The sequence below is a fragment of the Dyadobacter sp. BE31 genome (assembly GCF_031457695.1).
Classification (GTDB): domain Bacteria; phylum Bacteroidota; class Bacteroidia; order Cytophagales; family Spirosomataceae; genus Dyadobacter.
Map to the genome: position 1 here is coordinate 89,878 of NZ_JAVDXA010000003.1, position 24,192 is coordinate 114,069.

The window sequence follows — 24,192 nt, forward strand, 5'->3', positions numbered from 1 at the left end:
TGATGGCCTTTGTCTCACGTGTGTCGTTTTTAGGAGTCACTTCGGCTTATCGATGAGTCGATGTGTCCCGATTTTATTTCGTCTTATCAAATCATTTTATTGTTGAAGTGTTTTAATGGATATAGCTTGTCAAATAGGTTAATTTTTTTGCCAAGTAGTTTCTTAGTCCCTTGACCTTACACAGATAATGGAGACATGCATAACATAGACCGGCGTATATAGGAGACCGACGAAAGCTTTGAATCAGCAGCAGAGTACTTTGGCAGAACCAACTATCAATACATTCCCGAAAATTGGCTTGGCGGATAACCATATTGTTTTTTAAATGCAAATGAAAAGTGAGAAAGATCTTCAAAGCCGGTATCCAGGTAAATTTCCGAAGGTTTTCTTCTTTGTTCAACAATTAGATAGTGCGCCAGTTCAAGGCGTTTATGCGTAAGCCAACGGCCCGGTGATGTATGGAACGCATTCCTGAAATCTTTTTTGAAGGTTGTCAGGCTTCTGCCAGTTAAATAGCCGAATTTTTCCAACGGCAGGTTAAACCGGAAGTTATGTTCCATAAAAGTGACCAGATCAAGCTTCCCGGGCGCTTCAAAATATCCTAACAAGCCGTCCGCCGCAGGATTGATCGCTTTTAAAATGCGGATAGCTTCTTCCACCTTAAATGCGGCAATATCGGCGGGTAGCGCATCTGCCAAAACGAAGTAAGGCTGCAAAGAGTTAAACAAGCTTTGCAGCAGGGGGTGATCTGCAAAGATCAGCGGCTCATGGCTGCGTTCTGCCGCAGGTTTAATCTCCTTATAGTATTGTTCCAGTCTATCCTGGCGGAAGATTACAGAGACGGCCACGCAAGGCTCGCCTTTCAGCGGCAGCTTGCTCATTCTGCCCAGTTGGTCACGCGGGAACAGGATTGTATCGCCGGCAAAGAAACGGTAGCTGCGTTCGGCTGCTGCAATCCGCACCTCGCCCGAGATCACGCGTACCAATGCAGGCCAGCGGAGCATTAGCTCCCGGCTGTAATGGGCTTCCTTTTTACAGGATATAAAAACTTCGGCGACTTCCTGCATAACTCAATTTACAACAAATTTAAGCGGATCAGGCTTTCGGCAGCGGCCAATATCGCATCTTTCGGCGAACGGGGCGACCAGCCCAGTAGCTCAATCGCTTTGGCGCTGGTCAGGTTCATTTGCATACCCAATAAAGGTACCATGCTTTTGACCATCGGATCCTTTAGTGCTGCAATACGCAGGACAATATTCGGTAGTTGCATCGCCTTCACCTTGCCTGCTTTATCGCCCAGATTGGCTTTCAGCATCTTTGCCACTTCCGCCAGCCAGATGCTTTCGCCGCCGGTAGCAATAAAGCGTTCTCCATTGGCCTTAGGATCAAGCATAGCGCGCAAGTGCAGGTCAGCAACATCGCGCACGTCGACAAAACAGGAGTTGATCTTAGGGCACCCCGCCATTTTACCGGTCAGCAGGTTTTTGACCAGGTAAATGGAGTGCGAGTAATCCGGCCCTAACACCGGCCCCATTACCGCTGCCGGGTTCACGACTGCCAGTTCCAGATTTCCACCTTCACTTTTCATAAATTCCCAGGCTGCTCTTTCTGCCAACGTTTTGGACTTTTGGTAAGCCGGGGCATGGGTAGTGTCCGTCCAGACGGCTTCATCGTAAGGTGCAGTTTGCTTAGGATGGCCATAAACGATGGCACCGATCGCCGAGGTCAATACCATTCTTTTTACGCCCGCATCCTTGGATGCGCGTAACACCCGCAGTACACCCTCCCGGGCAGGAATGATCATTTCATCCTCGTGCTTGAAATTCAGCTTCGGTGTCGGCGAAGCGACATGCAACACGTAAGTGCAGTCCTTTACCGCTTCATCCCAATGTGCATCGCTTGACAGGTCGGCCTTTATGAAGGTTAGCCTTTCACCTGCCTCCACGCCACCTTCTCGCAGCATTGCTCTTACCGCCGGTTCCCGGTTTAGATCGCGAAGGGTGGTCCTTACCCGATATCCGGCATTTAATAATTGCAGGATGCAGTGTACGGCGATAAAGCCCGCGCCACCGGTTACCAGTACTGATTTTTCTGTATTTGAATTTGTGTTCATCATCTATTAATGTTTGGATGATGCAAAATTCATTTTAAACCTGTCATTGTGTTTTGTTCAAAAGGCGCAATATACTTTGTTTAAAAGGCGGATAGAATAGGGGGTACTGCTCCTAACATGATCTCTTCGATCACAGTGTACATGAACAAGACCGCCGGACCATTGGCAAGGGCTTATCCGGGTAAACGAACTTGAAGCACCATTCATGTTTTGACTAATCATCGCCCTGATTTGGCTTGTTACAGGTTTTTGATTCTTTGGACATTTGTCATGTAGTTAAATGTCCAACAATTAAAAATCTCGGAAATGAACAAAACAGTACTGATTACGGAAACATCTTCAGGTTCGGCAATTCGGAGAACGTCTTTGTCACCATGTTGGATGTGGAAGATTCTGCATCCATCAAAAATGCCATCCAAACGGGTATCGATCGTTTCGGCAAAATAGTTAATAATGCGAGTTATGGTCTTTTCGGGGTCTTTGCGAGCATTGGCACAAAGGCTATCCATAATCAATTCGCGGTAAATTTGTTGGGGCAATGTGCCACCCTGTCCATCAATTGTATCCACCAGCTATCTTTGCGTAGCCAATCAAAACTGCTCCCGAAACCAGCATTGGTCGCTATTTCAGAGTCGACTACCAATGTTGCATACTTAATGGCCAAATCGACATTGTGATTGTGACTGGCGAAGGTCGCTGCATTCAAATAGCGCCAATATTTCTCAGAAGGATCAGCCTCTGCCGCCTTCAACGCCTAATGAATTGCTCTTTCCCGATTCTGTCTGCCCATATTAGCGCCCATGCTATCCAGTGCAGTACTTTTTGATTGAGCTAAACAAAGCACTGGTATCAGAATTTTGATTACAGTAACCGCGGAAACGCAAATACTATTTTTCATTCGAATATGTATTTGCAGTAGGGAACAGTCAACATCCATTTAGTTTTCAATCGGAGTTGGATAGTCGAAAGAGACAATTTTAATAACAAAGTTGCATTGCTTTTTGCCCCGAAGTTCAAAATTGGCATGAGGCTAACTATCTAGAACAACGTAAGGCCTATACATAACCGTTCGTCGAATATTTATATCTATTGGTCGAAAATAACACCAATACAATATGGAATAGTGTTATATGTAACCGTTATAATATAGTTTTACTTTGAACGAACAAAAGCTATAAAACATGAAAAAAACAATGAGAACAGCATTCTTTTTTACCGGCTTAGCAATCGGTATCACGTCTTGTAATGAACCGGAAGTTGGCACAACAAATGAATACGAAATCTCTAAAAAGGTAGTCGTTGAATTTAGAGGAGAAAAGGCAATCATTCCATCAAATTTCCCTAAGGAACTACTTAGCAACTCTCAGGAAGAATTTGATCGATATTTCGACGCTGTTTCAAAAAAAAGTTCATCACGAACATCCTCGGAAGAGACTACCCTTACTTATGAAAGTTTGTACGATATTTTGAAGCAACACACTCAGAGTATACCTGAAGTTAGCTACGAGAAAGATTTTTCTGAGCATGACCTAAAAAGGATTTATCTTGATTTCCCCGAGATCAAAACTGCCGAGGATGCTAATAGCAAAAAGGAAATAATCTACGATTATTATCAAACGTTGATAAAGCCAGCCCTTATCGAAGATGTGATAACTTTTGAAAGCAATAATGCCAACAAAAGATCCCTGGGAGGTATTTCTCCTGAAACTTTAACAGTTCCAGAGCGAAATCACTTGCTTTCAAATCCAGGATATGGGCAACATTATACTTTTGCCGCACAGGAGTCAAACCACTGGACTGTGGTGGTTTATCAAAGAGATGCAGATAACGAAGCTAATAATGCGTTTAAGCATGCTATTTGGAACGCGCTGTCAATCAGATACATACTTAAGGGGGCTCCGGCTAGTGAGAATCAAGCAGTCGATTTTACGCAGGATGGAACTTCAAAACATGAACAAGACGACAATGGCAATCAGATTAGAACTAATGCGTCGGCGATGGACCTCTTCAACAACATGGCCGCAAGAACTTGGATGAAAGAGGAAACTAGCTGGGGTATTGGACCATTTAGATCGATGCCATCTTTCGAAGATATCATCAATAATATGAAAGGTAAAGCAGATGCTAGTACGGTCCATACTCGGGCGCAAATATTAGCGCCACATGGCGGCGATAGTGATTATGTTTGGAACAAACTATTTGACTTACAGACCGGAGTTCAGCAATATCTGGTCCGCCTCCAATAATGCTTTTACAACTGAGTTCAGAGATATAACGAAAAAGGCGCTTATTTAAGCGCCTTTTTCGTTATATACTTTATCGAGGACTTCCATTGGTTTTTACTTCAATAAAAGGGTCTGTTTCAATTAAGATTGAGTTGTAAGAACTATCCAAGTCGTTATCCAAAGTTCCAAATCTAGACACTTGATCAAAAGTCACACCGTCATCTACAAACTTTTTCAAGTCTGACTCGTCAATATCTTTATATTGACTCAACCAACCGCTACCTTGGTCTGCACATATCGTCAAAAGTTGCCCCTTCGGATAGTAATTTAATATAAAGTCGCCTTTGGAAATTACTTCGTAGTACTCTTTGTTCTTTGAACTAGCTACATAGTAATTATATAGATTCGGGAATGCCTTTTCCCTTTCAACTTCGTACCCTCCGTAAACACTAATTGTTTCAACCGCTGGATCAACGCCATCGTTTGTGCATGCCCCAAAAAGAGAAACCCCTAGAAAAAATAGAACATTTTTAACTTTCATAACAAATTATTTACGTGTTAAATTTACTACCAATCAGGAGGGCTTGTCCCATGTGCTTAATTATTTGATTAATGCAATGTATTAATTTCTTTATAAGAGATCAAGATGCGGGATCAAAATCTGTTTAAGGTGTGCTAATTTAATCACTGAATTCGCCCTGACGCACTAATATTTACCTGGCGGTACTCCGTCTCGATGAAATTAAAATACTATTTACATAGCTACCTACGTATCAATGCCTCCACCATTCTTTGCATCGACCCCTCAGGCCTAAGCCAAGCCTTAGCAGACGTCCGTCAATGGGCGAGTGGCTCAACAGCCCAGGAAACAGGGGCGTATGTTTCTGCATCCAAAAATTGATTCCCGTCTGAATACGACCAATATTTCAAGGCAGACGCGGAGCCCACTCATCGAATTGTTCGCGTCTTACTGCGCCTGTATAGGGATTTTTGGCTATGTCAAGCCGGTAAACTTGATTTATGAAATAGCAGACGTCTTCTCAATGCTTCATCTCGAAAACTTAAGCCTTTCGCCATGTTCAGTCAAATTACCTTGACCCACCGTTTCAACCCAAAAGACATATTTAATTGGGAAAGGTACGAGATATGCTTCTCGTTTGTTGTTTCACCTTTGTACGGACGCCTGTGGCTTGGTAGGCAACCAAACTTTGTACGTAAGGAAGGTTACCGAAAAGGTTACCAGACATTTTGACCGGAATTGGACCGGAATAATATGCTTATCTGTTTAAAAACTCGCAAAAACGAGTTCTTTGAATAAAAAAGCGCCTTTTGAGGCGCTTTAAGTGATCCCGCTGGGATCATCACCCAGGACTCCTACCTTTTTGAATGAGATTAAAAGTTCAGTTCAGGATATAGGTGAAGTGGAGATTATCAACTGCCGCTTTCCGCTTTCTTTTTGCTATTGAATTTCTTCTCGGCTGTTTTGGCTTTTTCAAAATCCAGTACTACGCCGTTGATGCAATACCGCAGGCCGGTAGGAGGTGGGCCGTCGTCGAAAACGTGTCCCAGGTGCGACTTGCAGCGGCCGCACATGACTTCGATGCGGTGCATTCCGAGACTGTTGTCGGCAGCCTCGACAATGGATTTCTTGCTGATCGGCTCAAAGAAGCTCGGCCATCCGCATCCGCTTTCGTATTTAGCGTCGCTTTTGAAAAGGGGATTGCCGCAAACGGCGCAGTAGAATGTGCCGATCTCCTTTGAATGCTCGTACTCACTCGTGAACGGCCGCTCTGTGCCTTTCAGGCGTGCTACGCGGTACACTTCCGGCGAAAGGACCTTTTGCCAGTCGTCATTGCTTTTTTTGACGGGTGCCGTCTCGGTATGCGAATATTCGGGTGCTTTTGCTGCCGGCTTGCCGTGGTCGGCAGAGGATTGCCCGTAGCAATTCTGCAGCGTGAGGACAAGAACTCCGGCGATCGCGGCCATAATGAAGTTTTTCATGCGCTTATGATCTGTTTTTTCAAGATATACGATTAAAACGCTTGCACAGGTCAAACAAATTCCCCGAATTTTATAACAAAAGTATCACAACGTGGGTCAGATGAACACCGACAGGTCGCGTACGCCCAGCTTGCGGGCGGTTGTGAAGCCTTCGCCGTATTTCACGCCGATCGCGTGACCCATTTCCTGCGCACGTGCGATGATGAATTCCAGAAACTCGGGAGACGAAATGTAGCTCTGGGGCTCACCTTCTCCTTTGTATTCGGGCACGTGGAACTGGCTTTTGAACGCCTTGACGGCCTCGATCTTTTTATCGTGAAAATCAGTGATGTCGACGATGAAATCGGGGGTGATATACCGGTCCTGAATGGAGTGGAAGACATGTTTCGGGCGCCATGCCTCCTGCTCATTGCCCTGCTCGTCGTACGTTTTGACCATACGCAAGCCTGAATAGAAGCTGGCTTCGGCCACAAGTGCACCACCACGCCCGTGGTCGGGATGGCGATCATCTATGGCATTAGTGATGACGATTTCAGGTCGGTATTTGCGGATGAATGGGATGATTGCTTTCTGGTGCGCTTCGTTATTTTTGAAGAAACCATCGGCCAAACCTACGTTTTCACGAACTTCCACGCCGAGAATGCGGGCGGCATCGAGACCTTCCTGAATACGGCCCTCGGGCGTGCCGCGGGTACCCAGCTCGCCTCTTGTCAGGTCAACAATACCAACTTTTTTACCCAGCGCGATTTGCGCGAGCAACGTACCGGCGCAGCACAGCTCCACGTCGTCGGGGTGGGCTGTGATGGCAAGAATATCTAGTTTCATGATAGATTCGGATTATTTAATGCGCAGTTTCTGTCCGATCCGCAATGTAGTACGGGTCGACATACGGTTTTTGCGGGCAATGGATGAAATGCTCACGCCATAACGTGAAGCGATAGAGCCCAGGGTGTCACCCGAGCGTACTTTGTGCAAAATAGAGCGGGAATAGGCCTTGGGCGCATCGCCGGCTTCAAATTCACTTTTGGTCGATTTGCCGCGAATATGGCTCCAGGCTGCACTGGTGAGCAGGAAGTGGTCCGACTTGATGGCAGCACTTGGCCAATCGAATATATGCTCGGGATCGAACGGGTTACCTTCGTAGCGGTTCTCGTAATGCAAATGCGAACCGGAGCTGCGGCCTGTGTTTCCTCCCAAACCGATCACTTCGCCGGCTTTTACCAGCTGGCCCGATTCTACCATTTGTTTGGAGAGGTGACCATACAGCGTTTCCAATCCATTATAATGCCTTACGACCACAAAACGGCCATATCCGCTGCCATCCCAGGCTACGATACGGACCATTCCGTCGTAAGTACTTTTTACCGAATCACCTGTTTCCAGGTCGAGGTCGGTACCGTTGTGCCAGCGGCCCCAGCGGTAGGCAAAATGGGAAGTTACGGGCGTACGGTCCATCGGCGCCGACCACATGCGGTTGGCCGCCTGGTCGTACAATTTAAGATCTACCGGCTCATCGAAATCTTCTGCTTTGAGGCCGTAGGGGTTGATTGTGCGGGCATCCCAGATCACGTAATACTCGGCAGCCTTTACCCATTCATCCGCAACAAGCACAGAATCTTCGGCGATCACTACTTCGGTTTCCCCTTCGTCAATGGTGGTGGTATCTTCATTCACGACGGGGTTCAGCGGCTTGACCGGCTCGAACTGGCTTTGGAATTTCAGGTTGGAAGTTTCTACCTCGTATTCGTCCTCAGGCTGAGGTGTTGCTTTGGTGGTCGGGCCATCGTTGGCATTATTGCCCGACTGGTTGATCTTGGGATTTCTTCGGAATTTTCCTCGCTCTTGCGCTTGCGTGTTCCAGGAGATCAGACACACGGCCATTAGCAAACAGACAATAAGCTTTACTTTCATAAGTATAATACCAAATCAGACTACGCTGGTGCTTATTATTCAGCGTAGCCTGATCCTTTTAGGGGTTGTGCGATTGATTTTAAGCTGTTTCTTCTTCGATAATAACGTCCACTTCCCGCTCTACCAGGAATCGCTCAGCATCCAGCGCAGCCATACAGCCTGTTCCCGCAGCGGTGATCGCCTGGCGGTAAACATTATCCTGGGCATCACCGCAGGCGAATACGCCTTTGATATTGGTGCAGGAGCTTCCTTTGATGGTCTGGATATATCCGGTTTCGTCCATATTGACATAACCTTTGAAAATATCCGTGTTGGGTTTGTGGCCAATCGCAACAAAGAAACCGGTTGCTTCCAAAAGTTGCTCCTCGCCCGTTTTATTATTTTTAACCAACACCGATTCAAGCCCTTCTTCGCCGTTTAGTTTGACTGTTTCGGTGTTCCAGAGAATTTCGATGTTAGGGAGTGTTTCCAAACGCTTCTGCATGATCTTCGACGCGCGCATTTCGTCGCGGCGAACAAGCAGGTACACTTTGCGGCAAAGTTTTGCCAGATAACTCGCTTCTTCGGCGGCTGTGTCGCCGGCACCTACTACCACTACGTCCTGGTTACGAAAGAAGAAACCATCACAAACCGCGCAGGCAGAGACGCCGCGTCCGTTCAAACGTTCTTCACCTTCCAGGCCGAGCCATTTGGCAGAAGCACCTGTTGAAATAATAACTGCATCGGCGATGATCTCATGTTTGTTGTCGATGATCACTTTATGCGGGTAACCTGTGAAATCAACCGAGGTAGCAAGGCCGTAACGGACGTCAGTGCCGAAACGTTTGGCCTGTTTTTCGAAATTGATCATCATTTCAGGACCGGTAATGCCATCGGGATAGCCCGGGTAGTTGTCAACTTCTGTGGTGATCGTCAGCTGGCCACCCGGCTGGGCACCTTGGTAAAGTACAGGATTCAATCCCGCGCGGGACGCATATATGGCGGCAGTGTAACCGGCAGGGCCGGAGCCGATAATTAAGCAAGAGACTTTCTCGGATGACATGTTAATATAAAACTACTGTTAATGACGAATGTTCTACGTTTTGACTGGAAATTCCAGCGGCGCCAGACAAGGCAAATACGTGTGTGCGAACTTGGATTTTACCTTATTGTACCTATCAGTACAACACAGGCAGACTGACAAAAGTGCAAAATTTCAGCCCGTTATGCAAATGCATTTAAAGGATACGCCACTCGATTCTTCGGTTTTTTTGCCTGTTTTCATCGGAATCATTGGGCGCCATGGGTTTTGTTTCGCCATAACCTTTGGCCAAAATCCGGTCGGCCGCAATTCCCGACTGTTGCAGATAATATTGTACCGATTGCGCCCGGCGTTGCGAGAGTGCCATATTCTCGGTGTCAGAACCTACGTCGTCGGTGTGCCCGGATATTTCAATTTTAATGGCTTTATTCTTGTTCAGAAAGTCGGTCAGCTTGTCGAGCTCTACTTTCGATTTATCGTCGAGAATATATTCTCCTGTTTTAAAGAAGATATTGTTCAAAACCTCCGCCCGGTCTTTCTCGATCGCCTCCAGCGGAATTTCCAGGTCTACAAACGACTGATCGTTATTGACCGAAAATGAAAGGCTTTTGAACAGATACCCGGATTTCGAGACGTAGAATGCATACTCACCACCACTATTTAAAACCGCCAGAAAGGAGCCGTTCTGGCTATCGGAAGTAAAAGAGCCTACTTTGGTCTGGGTTTTCAGGTCAAAAAGGTCGATGTCGGAAGCCAGTACCGTTCCTGTTTTTTTATCAAACACCTTGCCCTTCGCATAGCGCGTCGGCGTGATGATCTTTTGCAGCGACTCGGGGACCTTGAAGGTGTATAACAGCGAGCGGCCTCCGCCTTTTTCCGTATTATCATCGGTATAATAGGCATTCTCACCGTTGGAGGCTATAAATAACCCCACCTGGTCGGAGATCGTGTTGATAGGGTAGCCAATGTTGGCCGGCGCTGCCCATACCGTGTCTGTTTTTTGAGTAATGAAAATATCAAATCCACCCATTCCCGGCAGGCCGTTGGAGGAATAGAACAGCGTGCGGCCATTCGCATGAATGAAAGGCGCATTCTCGTCGTCGGGCGTGTTGATGGCCGGGCCCAGGTTTCTGGGAGCGGTCCACTGTTTCTTGTCGTCCAGGTGCGTCATCCAGATGTCGCGCTTGCCGACGCCGCCTTTGCGGTCGGATGCGAAATAGAGGGTATGCCCATCCGCCGAAAGCGAGGGCTGCGATTCCCATTCACGGGAGTTGACCTCGTGTCCCAGGTTTACCGGTTGGCTCCATTCCTTTCCCACTTTATGGGAAATGTACAAATCGCAGCTGCCCAGCCCGTCCGGGCGGTTGCAGGCCGTGAAAACAAGCGTACGACCGTCGGCCGAAACCGTACAGGTGCCTTCGTTGTTGGTCGTGTTGATGGTCTTGGAGATTTCCTCGGGCACGTCCCAGCGGTCACCCTTGATGCGGCGCGTGGAATAGATGTTTTCGTCCCGGTTTGCCGTCAGACCAGTGAAAATCAACGTCTCATCATCGGCGGTCAGCACCGGGAAATACTGAGTTCCCAGGAAATTCACCGTATCACCCATTGATTTCTTCTCAATGGAAAGCGGATTCTTGACGGCCTGCTGCGCGAAACGGGCAGATGCGATCGATTTTTCGGCCAACCTTCCCAGGCTTGACCGGGCAGGGAACAATGCGAATGCCTTTTCGAAATAAAACTGCGCCGAGTCGTACCGTTGCACATTGAAATGATCACGGCCTATCCATTGAAAAGCCGCTGCGGATTGCGGCGCATCCGGTTTGAGATTGACAGCCTTGTAGTAATGCTTGCGGACGAGCTCTGGCTTCCGTTGCAGCTCATACACCTGTGCAAGGCGCAAATGCGTATCGTAGCTGTTTGGCTCAATTTCGAGCACTTTTTCAAACAACTCTGTGGCCTCGGGGAGCTTCCTTTCTTGCCATGCTTTTTGTGCCTTGTCGTATACTTCTCTCGCTTTTCTGGATAGTGTAACGTCCTGAGCGGAAGCGTTTTGTAGGGTGATAGTGGCGAGCGCGAAACAGAAAAGAAGAACCCGGTGCATTATGGAATGTTCATAAACTTGTGAGTTTGTAACGACATTTTCCATTTGGGATTGTCTTTGATATAGTCAATTATCAAAGGCAGCATCACGTCCTGCTTACTCCATTCAGGTTGGAGCAGCAATGTGCAATCGGGCGAAACTTGTGCGGCATGTTCTTCCGCAAATTCAAAATCACTTTTATTGTAAATGATCGCTTTCAGCTCGTTGGCATTCTTGTAAATGTCGGGATGAGGTGTTTTGAATTTTTTGGGAGAGAAACAAACCCAGTCCCAATGCCCTGTAAACGGGTACACACCGGAGGTTTCGATATTGGTCTTAAAACCCGCGGCCTGCAATGCGGCCGTGAGCTCGTCGAGATTGTACATCAATGGCTCCCCTCCGGTAATTACTGCCAACCGACCGGGAAACTGCAATGCGCCGTCCACGATCGAATCGATGCCGAATTTGGGATGGATACTCGCATCCCATGACTCCTTTACGTCACACCAGTGGCAACCCACATCGCAGCCGCCGAGGCGGATGAAATACGCGGCACGACCGCTGTGCTGGCCTTCACCCTGCAAGGTGTAAAAGGCTTCCATCACCGGAAGTTCAGAGGTAACGATGGGCAAAGTTTCGGTAAGCAAAATCTTGATAATCTTAATGTTGAAAAAAGTGTAACACGCCGGAGCACGGGAAAAATCCCGTAAAGGTACAAAATTCAAACTTCCCGCGGCGGTTAATGGTTCTCTTTAAAAGTAGCATATTTGCAATTATGAATACAGAAGTAATCCATCAGCAGGAAGTGATTTGCGCGCTCGCAACGCCCTCAGGCGTAGGTGCGATCGGTGTTATACGCGTGTCGGGCCTTGGCGCGATCAGCATGGTCAACAGCGTTTTCAAAGGTAAAAACCTCGAAAACGCCGAATCGCACACCGTGCATTTCGGTACCATTAACACCGGAGATGAAATCATCGACGAAGTGCTCGTGTCCGTTTTCAAAACGCCGCGTTCGTTTACCAAAGAGGATTCGGTCGAAATTTCCTGCCACGGCTCCGACTATATTATCCGCCAGCTATTAAAGCTGCTTATCACCAAAGGAGCCCGCATCGCCAAACCCGGCGAATTCACCCAGCGCGCCTTCATGAACGGCCAGTTCGACCTGGTGCAAGCCGAAGCCGTCGCCGACCTCATCGCAGCCGACTCGCAGGCCAGCCATAAAACTGCATTGAATCAGCTCCGCGGAGGTTTCTCCAAAAAGCTCGCCTTGTTGCGCTCCGAGCTCATTCATTTCGCCTCGATGATCGAGCTCGAACTCGATTTTGGCGAAGAAGACGTGGAATTCGCCCAACGCGACGATCTCCGCCGCCTCATCGACGCATTGCTTTCGACCATCGAGCCACTCATCAGCTCGTTCGACTTCGGTAATGCCATTAAGGAAGGCGTGCCGGTAGCTATCATCGGCTCGCCCAACGTGGGCAAATCCACATTGCTGAATGCATTACTAAATGAAGAGAAAGCCATCGTTACCAGCATCGCGGGCACCACACGCGATGTGATTGAAGATACCATCGTGCTCGACGGCCTCAAATTCCGCTTTATCGACACCGCCGGCATCCGAGAAACGACCGATGTGGTCGAATCCATCGGTATCGAGCGCTCGAAAGCCGCGATGGATAAGGCTGATATTGTGATTTTTCTCTTCGACAGCGCGGAGACGCTGGCAGAGAACCGTGCATTGGCTGCATTGCTGCCTGCTAATAAGGAAGTGTTGTTTGTTTTGAACAAGACGGATATTAATCCTTCACTGGCTTCGGAACTGGCTGTTGATTCGTTGGAAATCATCCCCATTTCCGCGCATACGCAGCAGAACTTACCTGCATTGACCTCGAAGCTCGTTTCGCTCGTGCACGGGCAGGCGGCCGGGGATACTGTGGTCACGAATTTGCGGCACTATGAGCATTTGATGAAAACTTCTGATTCATTGACGGATGTTTTGAATGGGCTGTCCTTGGGCGTTACCGGGGACTTCCTGGCCCAGGATATCCGGTTGGCGCTGCATCATTTGGGGGAGATAACGGGGACTATTGTTACGGATGAGCTGCTGGATAATATATTTTCGAAGTTTTGTATCGGGAAGTAATAGCCTATAAGTACCGATAAGAACCTATAATTGAAATTAACAAAAACCGCATTTAGAGCAATCTGGTGCGGTTTCTTTCTTCTATCGGGAGTGCGGAAAAAAATTACTGCGCGCACGACTGAGACGCGGCTATCATGTCCTACTTGTTTCCATGTTTCCTAAACGCAGTAATCAATTGAACTATGAGGTATGGCATTGCGACAATATCATTTAAGAACACAATCAATTTCGACTTAGTGGAGAGCGATGAGAATGTGCCATCTTGACCAGAATTAATTTCTTTAAGAAAGAGGAATTTGTCCTTCGAGGGATATAGGTACCCCGGAATTAGGAAATCGAGGTAGTTTTTCCATATTAGTTTAAAGTTTATAAACCCTTCCGGTGAACAATCGAATCGGTACCCCACATTGAAAATAAAAGCAGAAAACAATATGGGACCAACTGCGAAAAGTATTAGAAAAGCTGTTCGAAGCCAGTTCATCCCATGTTTATTTGAAATTTTGTTTGCATTTAGTACCAAAATGTCCGCAAGATTTGTTCGAAGTTTTAAGCTTGCTAAATGTGCATTAAGTTCTTTGGATCTGTAAAAATTTGCTTGCTCTTTATTGCTGTTCCTCTCTGATATTAGTTTTAGTTGCCTGTATCCTTCCATTTGTTTTGTCTTTGCAGTGTTTCCAGGTAATAGCCCGTAAACTACTACGTTGGTCGGCATTTGGGTGCCCAAGAACTTCATTTCTTCAATATTGGATCCATCTATTTCCATAGTATTTCCAATAGAGGAATTAAATAGAGCAAACCTTCCTAATACGGAGTTTTTACAGATCATTCGTCCTCGCACATTGACGTATTCAAAACTAAAATCCCCGTAGTTAATGAAGTGCTCAAACGAGATGTTACGGTTTACATCAAAGTTCGCGACTTTGCCCGTGAAATTTTTCTGTAGTGAGCAATGTGTCAGGGTAATCGATTCCACATTACAATCGGGAATGGATGTCGGGCACCAGATTTTGAAAAACTCTATTGACCTGACTTCGTCGAAGGTTACTGGGCCACATGTGTCGGTCATTAAACGAATTTGAGACTCTTTTATCGACGCCGAGCTAACACTCAGTGATCTTAGCTCCGCATGCGAAACAACATTTAGATTTTCTACTTTTCCTTCATCATAGATGCTAAGCTCACATTCGGCGGTTGAAGTTATATCGAGCCTCGATATTTGGGGTGCCTTAACCTTAATTTTAGCAACACTGTCATTGGGTTGTTCCGCTTCAATTACTATGTATTCAGAGCTAACTCCAAGCAAATGGATTTGACTAAATGACCCTCTTATCGAATATCTATTTTGCAGTATGGTGGTATTGTTAAGTTGATTTATTTCGAACTTGTTACAACCTTGTATGCCTCGACTGATGAACCTTCGGATGTTTCCAATGACCATTATATTCTTAATTTCAGAATCGTAAACTCTGATCGAAACAAGCTCATCATCAACAAATTTTTCGGTGAGATATCTCGATACTTCAATGTCTTTACCAATACAATCATCTATAATTACATCCTTTGGGAATCGACTGTCAATTCTTAGAACTTCGAAGTTTCCAGTTATTTTTATTTTAAAGTCGAACCTCTCGAAGTCATATTTTATATCTTCATTTTTTGGCGCTTTGCGAAATGCCTCCATTAGAATTTCTGAAAGATTGATGTTCCCTTCCAGGTTATCCGATAGTTCGATCCAATCTGGTTCCGGTTTTCCTGACCAGGTGAAGTGGTCAATTTCAGTAAGTAGCTTGTTAAATAACTCGTCCCTATTCATGGGGTGAAGTAACTGATACTGGGGTTGTCGACTGATTTTGATGCTAAGATATGAATCATGTAAGATTGTATACAACATAGACAAGAGTCTATTGTATCGGATGGTATACTGAGTGGGCGCATGGTGCAGACCCGTTTCGGAAGACCTTTATGATGTAGGAAGGTCAGCAGGTATCTTGGAAGCCACTCCGGCTTTATTAATCCAAGTTCAATGTTGTCGGGAGAATCACATATCTTTGCTCCGCAAACTTAAAGGAACACTTATGAGAATTTTGAACAAATCCAGGCCGAAAATGGCCTTGGAGAGGCATACGGGTGCAAGTCCCGAGACCTGGACGAAGTGTTCCTTCGTTGGAGTTTGCGGTGACCTCTCCTAATTCATTCATCCAAATCCATTTAAAATGCAAACTCCAAATGGTCAAGGTGTTGTCATGAATGCACATTCAGCCAGCACAACGAATGATGCACGTCACGCATCAAATGTCGGCTCGCCGCTGACAACTTCACAGGCAGAATTCCTGTACTTGGTTGAATGCCAAGGTTGTCAGGAGTTGTCGAGCTCTTTAAAAATGATTCACGATCTGGCATTGTATCACTCGGACGTTCCGCTGGATCAGGTCGAAAAGTCAGCGCTGTTCGATCTGAAAGTGCTTTGGGAAGGCTTCGAGCGAATGGCTGAGAGTGCTTAGAATTTGGGACTGTCGTTTGGCAGTCCTTTTTACGTTTTGTCGTCGCAGTGGCGGAATGCCCCCGCACAACCTTACCCTGGACGTTGATTAAGCTTCTCTCGATCTATTCCCCGCATCAAATCAATTAGATCTGTTGTCAAATCATCGGCCGGTCGAAGCCGTTCCGGTTGAAGTCGCTGGTACATTTTACCGTATCTGTCCAGATGTGCTAGTTCAATAGGCTCTCGATTTGACAGTATGTCGAAGCGCGTCTCTGTTTGCCAGACTTGTATATTGACGATGTTGAAGATTTGCGTCAACTCGTCGAGTATTAGCCAACCTGCTTCATGAGTGAGAGACACGATGTGAACTTATCGCGTAGGGTTCGAAGAGTAGTGATGTGTGTGCTTTCTAAAACTTCGATGCGCGCAAAGGCAGTCTCGATTTTCTGTTTGGCATTGTTATCATTCCATTTCACAGAAGGGTCTTTTAATAGTTCCCGAATGAGAACGGCAAGGCTGTGATGCTCCTTCGAACTGGTTCATTGAGCAGCTTGTAAGGATAAGCATAAACAGTGGAAGAAACTTTGTCATGTTGGAGAGTTTATGTCGAGGATTTCAAAACTTTCTACTTGAAAGCCTGGCATTTTTGTAGATATACTTTGTGGGTCATGTTATTATTGCGATTTATTATTATTCGGGTATAAACCGTGTTATCGTTCATCGTATTGTCGATCTGGTATGGTTATTGTCACGCCCCAAGCACTTGTTAAAAACATTTTGCTATCTGATGACACGAAAAGCCGAGCAAAAAAAGAACTATCAAATGCTGCTGGATTGGTACCAGTACCGTGCGGAAGAGAATAAGGGGTCGCATAAAAAGTTGCTCGACCTGCTGGCCAAGCTAAATAAGAATTTAGAGGCAGACGAGTCGTACGACAAGGACATTGACGATCTGGAATCCCTCAAAATCATCTACGAAACCGGAATCCGAAGATTCGAAAGCCAGGTGGAAAAGTACCAGAGGCTTATTGACGATTTGGAGTGATCAATTGAAATGTATAAACCTTCCCGGGAAATCTTTGGCGAAGACGGACACCGCGCTGATCTGATCGATTGCACCCGTTTGGAGGCGTTGCCGGTAACAAATGCGCCCTCTACCAATATCCCATGGCCCTGGGTGTTTGAAATCACAACGTCCCTCACTTTCACGTCCCACGCACCGGCAACCCGAACGCCGGCTCCGTAATGGGAGTCGTTCGCATGCGACAATTGTCCGCCGGTGATAGAGATTTGCTTGGCAACGGTGCCGCTATGCCCTGTAACTTCGCTGTTGATCCCGTAACAGTCGTCGCGAACATCCCAGATGAGATTGTTAGAATAGGTTACATTCTCCGAATTACACCAGGTTGAAATGCCATCCCGCATAGTGTCAGATACCTTATTAGAGACTATGGCACCTTGACATTAAAAAACATCATTCCCGCACAGGGCATGTTCTTTATGAGTCGGCCCTGTACTTGCCAACTTTGCATCAATCAATTCAACAAGCCAAAATGGCCAAACAATAGGCCCCTTCGCCAAGTCAGCAAGCTTCCAGTATACGCCGCTCAATAAGTTACCTTAAGTGTTAATAGCCAAAAACGATACCTTGTGAATGTACAAGTAGTTTGATTAAAGAATTAAACTACATCTAACCTTCACTCTAAATTTTCTCCAATGGCTTTCAAACCCAGACCAGATCAGCAGTACTATCTTATTCCTAAGCACAGTGAAAAAGAAAAGGAAGTAATGGCGCTTGGCGTTGACAACGGCGACCGTGGCACGCGGTTGCGGCTGAAAAAATTTAATCCTGAATCGCCAAAACAAAAATTCAGGTTCGACAGGTCGCCCGGCTTTTGCTGGATCAAGCTGCCTGCCTATGATCTCTACATGGACGTAGCTTCCGAATCTCAGGCAGATGGTGCCGATGTCGTAGCATGGGCATGGTTTCCCAGAGGCCAGAATCAAATGTTCGAGCTTGTCCCGGCCGGGGACGGCTATTACCGTATCATGGCCAGGCACAGCCGGAAATACATGGATGTTTACGGTGCAGATAAAACAGAAAACGGTGTTTTGGTGCAGCACCGGCTGATGGGATCGGATAACCAGCTATTCAAGCCTGTTCTGGTGGCGAACCAGCCCGTTGGTGCAAGTCCCGTCTCATTTAAGGAATCCAATGAGCTTTTGCGGACCGGCGTGCTGGGCGTGATAGGGCTTGTCCCCGAGGTAGGCGCGGGATTAAAGTTCATTGTAGGTTATTTCTGGAAAGAAGAAAATAAACTGGCCGCCATTTGGGAACAGATGAAGAGCTATGTTGACAGCCGGATTGTTGAATTTATCATGGCCGACAAGCTCAAATCCATGGGTGAAGAACTGGTTGGGAAAATCAATTCCATCAAACAGATTCACGAATCAAAAAGTACTGACAAGGGCATCAGGTTGATGGGCGTCCTTGACCGTTTAATCGAAATGGAGCCGCGTTATGTTAACCAATCGCACGAAGTATTGCCTTATCTGGTCGGATTTGGAACAATCGTAATTACGCTGTGTCATACGATAGCAACAGAGTTCGAAACGCTTTACCACCGGAAGCCGACCGAGGACGAGAAAGAGGAAAACCTCAAAAAGTTGCTAGAAAAAATCAGCTATTATTCCACGAAAGTCGCGGAAAACAGGACCCGTATTATGGCACTCCGGATGGAGAAGATTCCGGAGGTATCTCTATTTAGGGTAGGGAACGACAATGATTCGACGGGTAAAATGCGGTGGGAAGACAATGATACTATTCAAAGGGAAATAGCGGACTTTGAAAGCAGGGAGTGCCCGTTGCTCAATGATTCAGAAGGCCAGACAGCCGAACAGTTCTTCTCAGATGAAACCGGTGAAATTATCAGGACCGGCGACACTGCCCAACCCAATGCGCGTGATTGGTCAAGGGCCGATGATTATTACGATGGGTGGCAGCTGTACTGGGACCGCTATTGGTCCAAAGAGCACCCCTATGTTTTCACCGACCATAAAGAACGCGCGGACTTCGCCTTGAAGCAACGCAGGAAACAGATCGAAGTCCAGTATAGTGCCGAGCTTGATGAGTTCCTTTCGGCAGCCAGGTTCTGGAAATATTTTGATTCTTCTGTACCGCGCTATCAGGAAGTTAAAATATCGAAATCTGTCGGCAAGTTTGGTGGGATGGATGCCAATACATCATTTGAGGGTATTGAAAACAAATCGATCACGTCAGTTAAATTCTTCTCAAACGACGGTAAAATTTGTGGAATAGAGGTCTTCTATGACCGTGCCTCCGATGGATTGAAGGGTGGTAGAGGAAATGCCGAAACAACCTTGGAATTAGGTGCAGGCGAGTATATCAGCTCTGTCTATGGATTCGCATGGAATAAAATTTCGGGGCTATATTTTTCAACCAATAAAGGCAATGTAAAAGGTACGGGAAGGCTTGATACCTGGTACGCTGGCTATAAAGACGATAGCCATTTCTTTACCGCGGATTTACCGGACACGCTGAACGCAAAGCTGGTGCGGGTTTCGGGAGCCCACAATGGCGACGTGCTGCAACAACTTACTTTTCATTGGGAATATATGTACTAACGCAGTTGCGGTTTTTACTACTTGTAGAGGCACCAGTGGGAGCACTGGTGCCTCTCAATGGACGCTGAGAAACCACATCATCCGTTTAACTTAATCGGAAGCTGATACACCCGTTTCCCGGTCGCTGCGTAAACAGCGTTACAGAGTGCCGGAGCGAAGGGCGGAACGGGTGGTTCACCGACACCTGTCGGCTTGTCTTCGCTGTCGATAATGTGTACATGAATCTCCTTGGGCGACTCGGGCATGCGGATGATTTCGTAACCATCAAAGTTGTTCTGCTCTACGCGGCCGCTCTTGAATGTGATCGCGCTTTTTAGTGCAAAGCTTGCAGCAAACTGTGCCCCACCTTCAAACTGGGATTTGACCCGGTCGATGTTCACTGCCGTCCCGCAATCAACCGCGTAGTGAACGTGGGGAATGGAAATCTTGCCCGATGCGTCTACCGTCACTTGTACAACGCATGCGACATAAGTCAGAAAGCTTTTATGCGCGGCAAAGCCAAGTCCATAGCCTTTGGGGAGCTTTTTACCCCATTCTGATTCTTTGGCGACGCGCTCGATGACCGCTTTCATTCGCCGCGTCTCCCACGGATAGTTGGCAATGTCTTCGCCGTAATTGGGGTAAGTGCCTTTTACAATTTCTTCGTTGAAGGTGATGTTCCGGTCCGCACCAAGCAAATCGAGTGCGTGCGAGACGGGGTCCATACCCCTGGCTTCGGCAATCTCGTCGAGCATGGTAGCGATCGCGAAAACCTGTGGAATATTCCTGACCGATCTTAGCCAGCCTACACGCAGCTGCGTTTTGGCATCATGGGTTTCAATCCGGATCGCCGGCACATCGTAGGGAAAGTCAACCGCGCCGAGCATCATTTCACCATCGTCGGGTTGCATAACGGAGATGTCGGAAGTGGCCGAAATAGATGGATATGCAATGTGGTGGTTCCAGCCCGAAAGTTTGTTGTCCTTGTCAATAGTGGCTATCACATGCTGAACGCTCAGTGCATGGAAGTAGTCGTGATGGATATCGTCTTCTCTGGTCCACTGCACCTTAATAGGCAGGCCGGTCTGTTTGGCCAGCATCGCAGCTTCCACAATAAAGTCGGGTTTGGATTTACGGCCGAAGCCTCCGCCAAGCAAGGTCACATTGACTTTGACCTTCTCCACAGCAAACCCCAGCACCTCGGCCACCACATCACGGGCGCCCTGCGGATTCTGGGTACAGGCCCAGATTTCACAAAAGCCGTCCTTGACCACCGCCAATGCGCAGGGTGGTTCCATCGTTGCATGGGCCAGGTGCGGGGCGATGTAAGTCCGCTCTATAATTTTCTTTGCGTTGGCACTGGCGGATTTGAAATCCCCGCGGCTACGACGCGGCGTGCCCTCTCCGCCCGACACCTTTTCGACCAGTTCCTTAATTTGCTGATTGGAATCGTAAGACGCATTCGGGCCCAGATCCCAATTTACTTCCAGCAGATCGCGTCCTTTAATCGCAGCCCATGTATTCTCAGCGATTACCGCCACCCCGGCCAACGGTTTGTTCAGCGTCGCAGGCAGGCCTGCGCCTTTGATGGAAACCACTTGGAGTACGCCGGGAACAGCCCGTGTTTTTTCATCGGTAAAAGACTTGACTGATCCTCCCACGACCGGACAGCGCTTAATGACGGCTACCTTCATACCCTCAACTGCTGCATCGATGCCGAAAACTGCCTGGCCGCTGGTGATTGCAGGTAAGTCGATGATGGAAGTGGCTCTGCCAATTATACTGAACTGCTCGCGGCTTTTGAGCTTAATGTCTTTTGCGGCGGGAACGGGCAGTTCGGCGGCTTCTCCTGCCAATTCTCCGAAGCCAATCTTCCGGCCGGATGCTTTGTGAATGACCTGGCTGCTTTCCGTCTCGCATTCGGATACAGGCACGTCCCATCGCTTCGCAGCTACCTGTATGAGCAACTGTTTGGCGACAGCACCAGCCTCGCGCATAGGTTTATAAAACATCCGGATAGAGAATGAACCGTCCGTGTTCTGGTTGCCGTACTTTTTCTCATCCCCCTCGGCTTGCACGATTTGCACTTTGCCCCAGTCGGCACCCAGCTCGTCGGCCACCACAAGGGGGAGTGATGTGCGGATACCCTGACCCATTTCAGACCGGTGGGCGATAATGATGACCTGGCCGGAGTCAGATATTTTCAGATATACGTTCGGGGCGAATGAGCCTTTCTTGTTGCCTTTACTATCACAGCTAAAAAGGCTGACGCCCAGCACAAAGCCTCCGGCAAGCGCGCTGCCCGCCTTTAAAAAATCCCTTCTGGTGGCCTTGAAAACTTCCGAAGCTACCCGCTGCTGTTTCTTTTTTGGGAAAGCCAAATATTTCATAGGATTGCTTATTAAGAAGTTAAGACTTTGAACCGGAAGAAGCGGTCAGTATCGCAGCCTTGATACGGTTGTAGGTGCCGCAGCGACACAGATTCCCTGCCATCGTCTGCTCGATTTCGTCTTCGGAGGGTTTGGGATTAGATTTTAGCAGCGCGGCTGCATTCATGATTTGCCCTGTTTGGCAATAGCCGCATTGCGGCACAAGGTACTTTTGCCAGGCGAGCTGCAAAGGGTGGTCGCCGTGTTCGGAGAGGCCTTCAATGGTGGTGATCTTATTCTCACCCACGGCTGAGACAGGCACACTGCACGAGCGGACGGCCGTGTCATTCAGGTGAACGGTACACGCCCCGCACTGGGCAACACCGCAGCCGAATTTGGTGCCTTTTAATCCGATCAGGTCCCGCAGTACCCACAGTAGCGGCATGTCTTCCAGCGCCTCTACCGTGTGTTGTTTTCCATTCACAGAAATTGAATAGTTCGCCATATGATAAACTATTAGAGGTTACAAAAGATGGGTTTGTCATATTTTAGCATACGTAAAAGCAAACCATCTGATATCGTCTGTAATATAATTATTTATTAAATAAATTTAATTTTTCAATGTGAATGGCGAATGTCACCAGATTGCCGGGAAACGCAACCTGGTGACAAAGATACCCCTAGCCGGAACGAAGCGGATAAAGACAATCAAACCAAATATTAAGAAAATCAAACCGGTTTTTGGATGAATGTTGCAGCAGACCTGATTCAGCGTCAGATGCACTCCCCGCGGAATTAGTTCTGGATCTGCCTCATTTTGCATCCGGATATTTTCCCAGGATTTGCATTGCCTCTTTCGCAAATTGTCTGCTGAGACTGCCTGCATCGTTCACAGGATTCTCCATGGATCCGCGCCAGAGCAGCTCGTTGTTTTTGGCGTCGATGACATCGATAATCAGCGTGCCGTCAGTATAATGTTCCTGATGATAACCCGTGTTCCAGGGGTTGTAGTAGCCCGCATAGGCTATCGGTACCAACTGGCCATGAAAGTAGTAGGCGCGTGGGCCGAAACCATAGCCATAATAGGGGTAGACGGGCGGGTTGGGGACATTCTCGGTTTTTTGGCTGGTGAAAATGTGGTACATCAACAGCAGGTCAGGATGCTGGTCATCTTCGACAATGCCTTTTTTGGCAAACTCGTTTTTCACTGCCGAATGGATGTTTTCTTCGGTGATCGTGTTGGAGATCTGGGGAAGCTGCGAAGTTTTTTCTTCGGGTTTTACCCAGGTGTATTTTTTATAGTTGGCAAGATGGGCCGAATCTACCTGATCTACTTTCACCGAGGCGCAGCCGGCCAGGGCAAACAGCGTAGTGACTAGCAATGCATGGATGCTGGTTTTCATAACAATGTTGGTTTAAAGTTTGAAATGGAAATGCTTTGCGCGGTCAGATGTTTTTTTTGATATAAGCTTTCAGCTTCGCGGTTTGATGTTTCAAATCTTCTTTGGCTTTTTGGACATCTGCCCCTGCGCCGTGCTCTGCTGTTTGTAGAAGTGCCCGCGTTTCGCTGACTAGCTTTTTGCCCTCTTGTTTTACAGACGCTTCGCTGTCGGCCGTTTTTCTTTCCAGGCCGTCGACCGTTACCCGCAGGTGGTCATTGGATTTGACTTCAAACTCGGGCAGGCTTTCCCATTTTTCGATCGCGTAGTGCGTCACCATCATTTCGGCCGGCCAAAAACCTTTTTTGAGCTCGGCAGACGTTAGTTTTCCTTCCCCGGCAAGCTTTTGCAGTTGTTCAAGGTGTTTGACAGATTTGGAGAATTCGATTTTCAGCTCACCTTTGTCCAGGGCTCCTTCGGCCCGGATAGCGGTAATGCCTTCGCCGATTTCGGTGGCTGCATGTTTGTAATCTTTACCATCCAGGTATTTTACAGCTGCGTCAAAATGCTTCTCTGATGCTGCCAACACGGGTTCAGCGATTTCTTCGCTTTTGTAGGTGGTATCGTAAGCAACTTTGTCGTCTTTTAGCGAATCGGCCTCGTATTTGGCTTCGGCTTTTTTTCTGCTTTCGCACCCTGTTTGCAGAATACCGATGCCCAAAGCTGCTATCGCTGCGGAAAAAATGAATTTCGTTTTCATGATTTCAAATTTTGATTGAATAGATCTTGCGTTGCTTCGGTGAGAACCGAACTGAAACGAATGTAGAAGGTGCAGCTGCAACCG

Annotated in this window: 20 protein-coding genes; 5 read left to right on the forward strand and 15 right to left on the reverse strand. The window is 47.4% G+C overall.

Annotated features, from left to right (window positions below):
• Positions 1-275 precede the first annotated feature (275 nt).
• From J2Y43_RS16110 to J2Y43_RS16120, 3 genes are all read right to left on the reverse strand, one after another.
• Positions 276-977, reverse strand: coding sequence for an AraC family transcriptional regulator (locus tag J2Y43_RS16110; protein ID WP_309986660.1), 702 nt, complete (start codon positions 975-977; stop codon positions 276-278).
• Between the two features lie 98 nt (positions 978-1,075).
• On the reverse strand, positions 1,076-2,116 hold the full coding sequence (locus J2Y43_RS16115) for an aldehyde reductase (protein ID WP_309984466.1): 1,041 nt from the start codon (positions 2,114-2,116) through the stop codon (positions 1,076-1,078).
• A gap of 236 nt (positions 2,117-2,352) precedes the next feature.
• Entirely contained in the window at positions 2,353-2,682 is a 330-nt protein-coding gene (locus J2Y43_RS16120; RefSeq protein ID WP_309984468.1) for a hypothetical protein, read from the reverse strand.
• 612 nt (positions 2,683-3,294) lie between these two features.
• On the opposite strand from J2Y43_RS16120, the gene J2Y43_RS16125 reads away from it, so the two are divergent.
• A complete protein-coding gene (locus J2Y43_RS16125; protein WP_309984470.1) occupies positions 3,295-4,359 on the forward strand; it encodes a DUF6973 domain-containing protein in 1,065 nt (354 codons plus the stop codon).
• A gap of 70 nt (positions 4,360-4,429) precedes the next feature.
• Here the strand turns inward: J2Y43_RS16125 and J2Y43_RS16130 are convergent, their stop codons facing one another.
• The 7 genes from J2Y43_RS16130 to J2Y43_RS16160 all read right to left on the reverse strand — a co-directional run bounded on the left by J2Y43_RS16130 (position 4,430) and on the right by J2Y43_RS16160 (position 11,953).
• Positions 4,430-4,879 (reverse strand): hypothetical protein, encoded by a 450-nt coding sequence (locus tag J2Y43_RS16130; protein ID WP_309984473.1) that lies wholly within the window; start codon positions 4,877-4,879, stop codon positions 4,430-4,432.
• An 890-nt stretch (positions 4,880-5,769) separates the two neighbouring features.
• Positions 5,770-6,339: a peptide-methionine (R)-S-oxide reductase MsrB gene (gene msrB, locus J2Y43_RS16135; RefSeq protein WP_309984475.1), complete on the reverse strand. Its 570-nt coding sequence runs from the start codon at positions 6,337-6,339 to the stop codon at positions 5,770-5,772.
• A 96-nt stretch (positions 6,340-6,435) separates the two neighbouring features.
• Positions 6,436-7,164, reverse strand: a complete 729-nt coding sequence (bshB1, locus tag J2Y43_RS16140; protein WP_309984477.1) for a bacillithiol biosynthesis deacetylase BshB1 — start codon at positions 7,162-7,164, stop codon at positions 6,436-6,438.
• Positions 7,165-7,176: 12 nt separating this feature from the next.
• Positions 7,177-8,250 (reverse strand): M23 family metallopeptidase, encoded by a 1,074-nt coding sequence (locus tag J2Y43_RS16145; RefSeq protein ID WP_309984479.1) that lies wholly within the window; start codon positions 8,248-8,250, stop codon positions 7,177-7,179.
• 79 nt (positions 8,251-8,329) lie between these two features.
• The gene (trxB, locus tag J2Y43_RS16150) at positions 8,330-9,292 is read right to left on the reverse strand and encodes a thioredoxin-disulfide reductase (protein ID WP_223400549.1); all 963 of its coding nucleotides are present in this window, start codon (positions 9,290-9,292) and stop codon (positions 8,330-8,332) included.
• Between the two features lie 175 nt (positions 9,293-9,467).
• A complete protein-coding gene (locus tag J2Y43_RS16155; RefSeq protein WP_309984481.1) occupies positions 9,468-11,372 on the reverse strand; it encodes an OmpA family protein in 1,905 nt (634 codons plus the stop codon).
• Positions 11,372-11,953: a 7-carboxy-7-deazaguanine synthase QueE gene (locus tag J2Y43_RS16160; protein WP_309984483.1), complete on the reverse strand. Its 582-nt coding sequence runs from the start codon at positions 11,951-11,953 to the stop codon at positions 11,372-11,374. Before J2Y43_RS16160 ends, J2Y43_RS16155 begins: the two co-directional genes overlap by 1 nt.
• Before the next feature lie 173 nt (positions 11,954-12,126).
• Between J2Y43_RS16160 and mnmE the strand changes: the two genes are divergently transcribed.
• Positions 12,127-13,494 carry a tRNA uridine-5-carboxymethylaminomethyl(34) synthesis GTPase MnmE gene (mnmE, locus tag J2Y43_RS16165; RefSeq protein ID WP_309984485.1) on the forward strand — a complete coding sequence of 456 codons (1,368 nt, stop codon included), beginning with the start codon at positions 12,127-12,129 and terminating at the stop codon, positions 13,492-13,494.
• Between the two features lie 139 nt (positions 13,495-13,633).
• Here the strand turns inward: mnmE and J2Y43_RS16170 are convergent, their stop codons facing one another.
• Positions 13,634-15,307 carry a hypothetical protein gene (locus J2Y43_RS16170; RefSeq protein WP_309984487.1) on the reverse strand — a complete coding sequence of 558 codons (1,674 nt, stop codon included), beginning with the start codon at positions 15,305-15,307 and terminating at the stop codon, positions 13,634-13,636.
• Between the two features lie 1,456 nt (positions 15,308-16,763).
• On the opposite strand from J2Y43_RS16170, the gene J2Y43_RS16175 reads away from it, so the two are divergent.
• The 3 genes from J2Y43_RS16175 (at position 16,764) to J2Y43_RS16185 (ending at position 19,621) form a co-directional block, all read left to right on the forward strand.
• Entirely contained in the window at positions 16,764-17,021 is a 258-nt protein-coding gene (locus J2Y43_RS16175; protein ID WP_309984489.1) for a hypothetical protein, read from the forward strand.
• Between the two features lie 9 nt (positions 17,022-17,030).
• Positions 17,031-17,222 (forward strand): hypothetical protein, encoded by a 192-nt coding sequence (locus tag J2Y43_RS16180; RefSeq protein WP_309984491.1) that lies wholly within the window; start codon positions 17,031-17,033, stop codon positions 17,220-17,222.
• A 470-nt stretch (positions 17,223-17,692) separates the two neighbouring features.
• Positions 17,693-19,621: an RICIN domain-containing protein gene (locus J2Y43_RS16185; RefSeq protein ID WP_309984492.1), complete on the forward strand. Its 1,929-nt coding sequence runs from the start codon at positions 17,693-17,695 to the stop codon at positions 19,619-19,621.
• A gap of 77 nt (positions 19,622-19,698) precedes the next feature.
• Here the strand turns inward: J2Y43_RS16185 and J2Y43_RS16190 are convergent, their stop codons facing one another.
• From J2Y43_RS16190 to J2Y43_RS16205, 4 genes are all read right to left on the reverse strand, one after another.
• Positions 19,699-21,990 carry a molybdopterin cofactor-binding domain-containing protein gene (locus J2Y43_RS16190; protein ID WP_309984494.1) on the reverse strand — a complete coding sequence of 764 codons (2,292 nt, stop codon included), beginning with the start codon at positions 21,988-21,990 and terminating at the stop codon, positions 19,699-19,701.
• 19 nt (positions 21,991-22,009) lie between these two features.
• Positions 22,010-22,474, reverse strand: coding sequence for a 2Fe-2S iron-sulfur cluster-binding protein (locus tag J2Y43_RS16195; protein WP_309984496.1), 465 nt, complete (start codon positions 22,472-22,474; stop codon positions 22,010-22,012).
• Between the two features lie 307 nt (positions 22,475-22,781).
• A complete protein-coding gene (locus J2Y43_RS16200) occupies positions 22,782-23,372 on the reverse strand; it encodes a DUF4136 domain-containing protein (RefSeq protein ID WP_309984498.1) in 591 nt (196 codons plus the stop codon).
• A gap of 43 nt (positions 23,373-23,415) precedes the next feature.
• Positions 23,416-24,108 (reverse strand): hypothetical protein, encoded by a 693-nt coding sequence (locus J2Y43_RS16205; RefSeq protein WP_309984501.1) that lies wholly within the window; start codon positions 24,106-24,108, stop codon positions 23,416-23,418.
• Between the last annotated feature and the right edge of the window lie 84 nt (positions 24,109-24,192).